Source organism: Kitasatospora sp. NPDC059599 (genome assembly GCF_042735125.1).
In the GTDB taxonomy this organism is placed as follows: domain Bacteria; phylum Actinomycetota; class Actinomycetes; order Streptomycetales; family Streptomycetaceae; genus Kitasatospora.
The window spans coordinates 21,615-28,368 of the sequence record NZ_JBHWCL010000131.1; the positions used below are offsets into that span (position 1 = coordinate 21,615).

Genomic DNA, 6,754 nt, shown 5'->3' on the forward strand with positions numbered 1-6,754 from the left:
AGGATCCCGGGCTTGGCGGCCCGGCCTCGGTTCACGAGCCGGGCGACCGTCCTCGTCCTGGTGCTCTGCTCGCTGGTGGCGATCCTCGCCTACCCGACGCGGCAGTTCATCTCCCAGCGCGCCGAGATCTCCGCCCAGCGGGCGAAGGCCGACCACGCGCGCCAGCAGGTCGAGCAGCTGCGCCGGGACAAGGCCCGCTGGCAGGACCCGGAGTACGTCAAGGCGCAGGCGCGAGCCCGGCTGCACTACGCGGTGCCGGGGGAGACCCCGTACATCGCGGTCGACCCGGCCGGCCAGACCTCCGCCAAGCCCTCCTCCTCCGCCGGCGCCCCGGCCACCGGCCCGGCAGCCGGTCAGGCGAACGCCGCCAAGCCCTGGTACGCCAGCATCTGGGACTCGGTCGACGCCGCCGACACCGCCGCGTCGGCCCCCTCCACCCCCCTTCCGCTCCCGCCGTCCTCCGTTGGAGACACCTCCCCCCATGACCACTGAGAACCACCCCACCGTCTCCGACGCCGACGTCGCGGCGATCGCCGCCCAGCTCGGCCGGGTGCCGCGCGGCCTGCGCGGCGTGGCGCACCGCTGCCCCTGCGGGAACCCGGACGTCGTGGAGACGGCGCCCCGGCTGCCGGACGGCACGCCGTTCCCGACGCTGTACTACCTGACCTGCCCCAAGGCCGCCTCGCTGATCGGCACCCTGGAAGCGGACGGCGTGATGAAGGACCAGACCGCCCGGCTCGCCGAGGATCCGGAGCTGGCCGCGGCCTACCAGGCGGCGCACGAGGACTACATCGCCCGGCGCGACGCGATCGAGGTGCTGGAGGGCTTCCCGAGCGCCGGCGGCATGCCGGACCGGGTGAAGTGCCTGCACGTGCTGGTCGGCCACTCGCTGGCGGCCGGAGAGGGCGTCAACCCGCTCGGCGACGAGGCGATCGGCATGCTGGAGGACTGGTGGGCCAAGGGCCCGTGCGTCTCCCCGGCCGAGGTGCAGGCCGCCGGTGAGCGGGTCGGCCGCAACCGCGCCAAGGACCAGGACCACGAGGCGGTGATCGCCGCCAAGCAGCAGAAGACCGCCGAGCGCGCCGCCAGGAAGCGCGCCGCGGAGGACGCCGGGCAGGACGCGACGGCCGCGGACGCCGACGGGCAGCAGGAGTCGCGGTGACCATGACCCGGGTGGCCGCGATCGACTGCGGCACCAACTCGATCCGGCTGCTGGTCGCCGACCTGGACCCGGAGACCGGGGAGATCACCGACCTCGACCGCCGGATGATCGTCAACCGGCTGGGCCAGGGCGTGGACCGGACCGGCCGGCTGCACCCGGACGCGCTGGCCCGCACCTTCGCGGCCTGCCGGGAGTACCAGGAGATCATCTCCGGCTTCGGCGTCGGCCCGGAGCGGGTCCGCTTCGTCGCCACCAGCGCCTCCCGGGACGCGGAGAACAGCGACGAGTACGTCAAGGGCGTGCGCGACGTCCTGGGCGTCGAGCCCGAGGTGGTGAGCGGCGAGGAGGAGGCGCGACTGTCCTTCCTGGGCGCCACCAAGGAGTTGACCGGCGGCCGGTTCCCGGCCCCGTACCTGGTCTTCGACCTCGGCGGCGGTTCGACCGAGTTCGTGCTCGGCACGGACGACGTGCAGGCGGCCCGCTCGGTGGACATCGGCTGCGTGCGGCTCACCGAGCGGCACTTCGACGGCGCCGAGCTGCCCTCCGAGGAGCAGATCGCGCTGGCGCGGGCGCACGTGCGGGCCGAGCTGGACAAGGCCGAGGAGGTCGTCCCGCTGACCGGCGCGGCCACCCTGGTGGGCCTGGCCGGGACGGTCACCACGGTGTCCGCGATCGCCCAGGGGCTGCCGGGCTACGACTCGGAGGCGATCCACCACTCGCGGGTCAGCCGGGAGCGCGTCGCCGGGATCGCGCGCGAGCTGCTGGCCGCGACCCACGCCGAGCGCGCGGCCATCCCGTCGATGCACCCGGGCCGGGTGGACGTGATCGCGGCCGGGGCGCTGGAACTGCTGGAGATCATGGAGCGGACCGGTGCCGCCGAGGTGGTCGTGAGCGAGCACGACATCCTGGACGGCATCGCCTGGGGTATCGCCTCCTGACCCGCCGCGGGTCTTACCCGACCGGCCCCGGCGCCCCTTCCGGGGAGCCGGGGCCGGGGCGCGCCCGGGTGCGTGCGAGAAAGTTCGTGAATTTCTTCACATGGCGATAGGGTCATTCGTCACACCTGCTCGCCCGCTACGTCCGAATTGTGGGACCGAAGGCTTCCCGGTCGCCGGGCCCGCTGGATCGCAGGTCAGGGCTCGCCCGAGGTTTGAAAATCGAAATCACGCGCGGGAACCCGGGCACTGTGCGGATCGTTGCTGCTCAGCAGGGTAGTGCTCCGGCGCACGTTCACCGGGGGGTGCGGAGGGGTGTGAGCACCCGCGCCGGGGCCGGTTTTGCGGCCGCGCAGTGTAGCACGGGGTGTCCATGAGCTTGTGACCGGGCTCACGAAGGCTGCTCCGGACGGTGCTGGATACTTTCGGATATGAGCACCACGGAGCGTCCTCGCATCCTCATTGTCGGCGGTGGTTACGTCGGCCTGTATGCCGCGATGCGCATCCTCAAGAAGATGCGCTACGGCGAAGCGACCGTCACGGTCGTGGACCCGCGGTCGTACATGACGTACCTGCCCTTCCTCCCCGAGGCGGCCGGCGGCAACGTCGCGCCCCGCAACCTCGTCGCGCCGCTGCGCAGCGCCCTCAAGCAGGCGGAGGTGCTGACCGGGTCCGTCACCGGCATCGACCACGCCCGCAAGGTCGCCACCATCCAGCCGGCGGCCGGCGACAGCTACGAGCTGCCCTTCGAGTACCTGGTCGTCGCGACCGGCTCGGTCTCCCGCACCTTCCCGATCCCGGGTCTGGCGGAGAACGGCATCGGCATGAAGACGGTCGAGGAGGCCATCGGCCTCCGCAACCACGTCATGGCCCAGCTCGACAAGGCCGAGTCCACCACGGACGAGGAGGTCCGCCGCAAGGCCCTGACCTTCGTCGTCATCGGCGGTGGCTTCGCCGGCATCGAGACGATCGCCGAGATCGAGGACATGGCGCGCGACGCGTCCAAGCTGTACCGGACCGTCAGCCGCGACGACATGCGCTTCGTGGTCGTCGAGGCCGCCAACCGCATCCTCCCCGAGATGGGCCCGGACCTCGGTCTGTGGACCAAGGAGAAGCTCGAGGAGCGCAACATCGAGGTCTACATCGAGACCTCCATGGACTCCTGCGTCGACGGCCACGTCGTTCTGAAGAACGGCATGGAGACGGACGCCTCCACCATCGTGTGGACGGCCGGCGTGAAGCCCAACCCGGTGCTCTCCGAGTTCGGCCTGCCGCTGGGCCCGCGCGGCCACGTCGACACCGCGCCGACCCTCCAGGTCCAGGGCTTCGACTACGTCTGGGCCGCCGGCGACAACGCCCAGGTCCCGGACCTCGCCGCCGGCGAGGGCGCCTGGTGCCCGCCGAACGCGCAGCACGCCTGCCGTCAGGCCGTCGTCCTCGGCGACAACGTCATCTCCGGTATGCGCGGCTTCCCGCAGAAGGAGTACAAGCACAAGAACCTCGGTGCGGTCGCCGGTCTCGGCCTGCACAAGGGCGTCGCGATCCTCTTCGGCAAGTACAAGCTGAAGGGCCGTCCGGCCTGGTGGTTCCACCGCCTGTACCACGGCGCGATGGTGCCGACCTTCAACCGCAAGGTCCGCGTCTTCACCGACTGGACCCTCGCGATGTTCCTGAAGCGCGAGATGGTCGGCCTCTCCCAGATGGAGAAGCCGCAGCTTCCGATCCAGGAGGTCACCCCGCCCACCAAGCCCGTCGAGGCCGCCAAGCCGGTCGCCGACAAGGAACTCGCGAGCAAGTAAGCGACTGAGACCCCGGTGTGGGAGCACCGGGGTATGAGTCGGAGGCCCTCCGCCCGGCAGTGTTGCCGGACCACGACCTCCGTGGTGCTCAGCCGGCCAGTGCGACCGGGCGGAGTACAGCAGTAGAAGAGCCCCTGCCGAAACCCTCCGGCAGGGGCTCTCCGCGTGACCGGTGTCAGTCGGTCTTGATGCTCGACAGGATGTCCAGCCCGGCGGCCCGGCGGGCCGGCCAGATCGCGGCCACCAGGCCGACCACCCCGGCCAGCGCCAGGAACATCGCCAGCTGGCCGTACGGCAGGACCGTGGTCAGGCCGGCCAGGCTCGACTTCAGGGTGCCGTTGATCGCCCAGGCGATGAAGCAGCCCAGGGCCAGGCCGATGCCGGCGCCGAAGACCGAGATCACCACGGACTCCAGCCGGACCATCCGCTTGATGCCCCGGCGGTCCAGGCCGATCGCCCGCAGCATCCCGATCTCCCGCTTGCGCTCGAAGACCGACATCGCCAGCGTGTTGATCACGCCCAGGATCGCGATCAGGACCGCCATCCCGAGCAGGCCGTACATCAGGTTGAGCGCGAAGGTGATGGTCTGGCTGAAGTCGTCGCGGACGTCCTGCTTGGACTTCACCTCGATCACCGGGTTGGCGCCCGTGGCGTCCTTGATCGACTGCTTGAGCGTGTCGGTCGCGCCGTCCTTGCCCTTGACCAGGACGTTCTCGATGTGCGGCTTCGGCTCGTGCTTGGCGATCTCGCCGTTGGTCAGGACGACCGGGCCGAGCATGCCGCCCGTCTCGTACACACCACCGACGGTGAGCGTCCCGGTGGACGCGTCCGGGTAGGTCGCGGTCATCGTGGAGCCGGTGGTGAGGTTGAACCTCTTGGCGACGTTCTGGTCCACCAGCAGCTGGCCCTTGCCGAGCGCGGCCGTGGAGCCGCTGACCAGCTTGACCTCGGCGAGCTGGTCGAAGGTGTCCGCGTTCAGGCCGGTGATCGCCTTGCTGACGCCGTTGAGCTCCCAGTAGACGACGGTCATCGGCGAGGAGGCGGCCACCCCGGGGGCCTTGGCGATCTGCGCGGGAACCTGCTCGGACAGGCCCATGCCGTTGGCGGTCGAGACGACGTAGTCGGCCTTCATCGAGCTGGTGACGGCCTTGTCGATGGTGCTGCCGACGGAGGCGCCGATCACGGTGAGGCCGCTGACGAGGGTCAGGCCGATGGTGAGCGCGGCGGCGGTGGCGGCGGTGCGGCGCGGGTTGCGCACCGCGTTCTGCTGGGCCAGCTTCCCCGGCGTGCCTCCGAGGCCGCGCAGCAGCGGGCCGAGCAGCGCCACCACCGGGCGGGAGAGCAGCGGCAGCAGGACGAACACGCCGATCAGGGCCAGGAACGCGCCCAGGCCGACCGGCATCCGGCCGTCGGTGTTGCCGGTGGAGGCGCCGTAGCCGATCAGGGCCAGGCCGCCGGCGGCGAGCAGCGAGCCGATCGTGTTGCGGACCACCAGGCTCTTCTGCGAGGCGGGCTGGTCACCGCTGCTCATCGCGGCCACCGGGGCGATCCGGGCGGCACGCAGGGCCGGCAGCAGGGCCGACAACACCGTCACCACGACGCCGACCACCAGGGTCACCGCCACGGTGAGCGGCTTGATCACCAGGGCGCCGCTCGGCATGTTCTCGTTCAGGCTGCCGATTAGGGACTGCATCCCGGCGCCGATCCCGACGCCCGCGGCCAGTCCGGCCACCGCCGAGACCGTTCCGATCGCCAGGGCCTCGACCAGCACCGAGCGGGTGACCTGCTTGCGGCTGGCGCCGATGGCCCGCAGCAGCGCGAGTTCCTTGGTGCGCTGGGCGACCAGCATGGTGAAGGTGTTGGCGATGATGAAGATGCCGACGAAGAGCGAGATGCCGGCGAAGACCAGCAGCATGGTGCGCATGCTGTCGGTGCTCTTGGTGATCATCTGCTGCTCGTCGGCCTTGAGCTTGGCGCCGGTCTCGACGTCGAACTGGTGGCCCGTCGGCATTGCGGGCTGCGCCTGGGCGAGCAGTGCGTCCTCGGAGGTGCCGGGCTTGGCGGTGAGCACGATGCCGCTGTAGCGGCCGGGCTCCAGGAGCAGCTGCTGGGCGGTGGCCCGGTCGAACAGGGTGAGCGTGCCGCCGGTGTTCACCACCGGGTCGTCGGTGGTGAAGACGCCGGTGAGCTTCGCCTCGATCACCGGGCCGTTCGCGGCCACCCGCACGGTGTCGCCGACCTTGTAGCCCGCCTTGTCGGCGGTCTTGCGGTCGAGCGCGATCTCCTTGTCGTTCTTCGGGCCCTGGCCCTCGGCCATCGGGTAGCGCGGGTCCCTGCCGTCCTGGCCGGGCGCGAAGTTGGCACCCTTGGCGGCCCAGAACTGGCCTATCAGGTTGCCCTTGTGGTCGGCGACGCCGGTGAAGCCGCTCACCACGCCGCGGGCGGTGGCGGTGCCCGGGAGGGCGGCCAGCTGCCGGACGGTGGCGTCGGTGAGCGTGGCCGGGCCGCTCTCGCTCTTCTGCCGGGCGCTCGCGGCGGAGCCGGCCGCGCGGTCCACGACCTGGACCGACACGTCGGAGTAGCTCTTGGAGTTGCTGTCCCGCATGGCCTTGCCGAAGGTGTCGGAGAAGACCATCGTTCCGGCCACGAAGGCGGTGCCGAGCATGACGGCCAGCGCCGTCATGAGCAGTCGGCCCTTGTGGGCCAGCACGTTGCGCAGTGCGGTGCGATACATGAGGTGTCCTGGGAGGGGTCGGTGGGCGTGCTTCGGGCTGTCGGAGCGTCAGCTGGTGCGGCCCTTGGCGTCGAAGCGGCGCATGCGGTCCAGGACGGTGTCGGCGGTGGGGTGGTGGAGTTCG

General features: G+C 71.1%; 5 protein-coding genes. 4 read left to right on the forward strand and 1 reads right to left on the reverse strand.

Features of this window, described 5'->3' with window-relative positions; all coding sequences use genetic code 11:
* Nucleotides 1-12 precede the first annotated feature (12 nt).
* The 4 genes from ACFV04_RS33480 (at nt 13) to ACFV04_RS33495 (ending at nt 3,896) form a co-directional block, all read left to right on the forward strand.
* Nucleotides 13-492: a septum formation initiator family protein gene (locus ACFV04_RS33480; RefSeq protein ID WP_380534610.1), complete on the forward strand. Its 480-nt coding sequence runs from the start codon at nt 13-15 to the stop codon at nt 490-492.
* Complete coding sequence (locus ACFV04_RS33485; RefSeq protein ID WP_380349113.1) at nt 464-1,162, forward strand: DUF501 domain-containing protein; 699 nt, start codon at nt 464-466, stop codon at nt 1,160-1,162. Before ACFV04_RS33480 ends, ACFV04_RS33485 begins: the two co-directional genes overlap by 29 nt.
* A gap of 2 nt (nt 1,163-1,164) precedes the next feature.
* Nucleotides 1,165-2,100, forward strand: coding sequence for a Ppx/GppA phosphatase family protein (locus ACFV04_RS33490; RefSeq protein ID WP_360259392.1), 936 nt, complete (start codon nt 1,165-1,167; stop codon nt 2,098-2,100).
* A 428-nt stretch (nt 2,101-2,528) separates the two neighbouring features.
* Nucleotides 2,529-3,896, forward strand: a complete 1,368-nt coding sequence (locus tag ACFV04_RS33495) for an NAD(P)/FAD-dependent oxidoreductase (RefSeq protein WP_380349111.1) — start codon at nt 2,529-2,531, stop codon at nt 3,894-3,896.
* Between the two features lie 175 nt (nt 3,897-4,071).
* On the opposite strand, the gene ACFV04_RS33500 is transcribed toward ACFV04_RS33495, so the two are convergent.
* Nucleotides 4,072-6,630, reverse strand: coding sequence for an ABC transporter permease (locus tag ACFV04_RS33500; RefSeq protein ID WP_380349109.1), 2,559 nt, complete (start codon nt 6,628-6,630; stop codon nt 4,072-4,074).
* Between the last annotated feature and the right edge of the window lie 124 nt (nt 6,631-6,754).

What these genes read in the sequence shown, in the direction of transcription:
- ACFV04_RS33490 (WP_360259392.1), top strand. Translation starts at nt 1,165, where the DNA reads ATGACCCGGGTGGCCGCGATCGACTGCGGCACCAACTCGATCCGGCTG.
- ACFV04_RS33495 (WP_380349111.1), top strand. Translation starts at nt 2,529, where the DNA reads ATGAGCACCACGGAGCGTCCTCGCATCCTCATTGTCGGCGGTGGTTAC.
- ACFV04_RS33500 (WP_380349109.1), bottom strand. Translation starts at nt 6,630, where the DNA reads ATGTATCGCACCGCACTGCGCAACGTGCTGGCCCACAAGGGCCGACTG.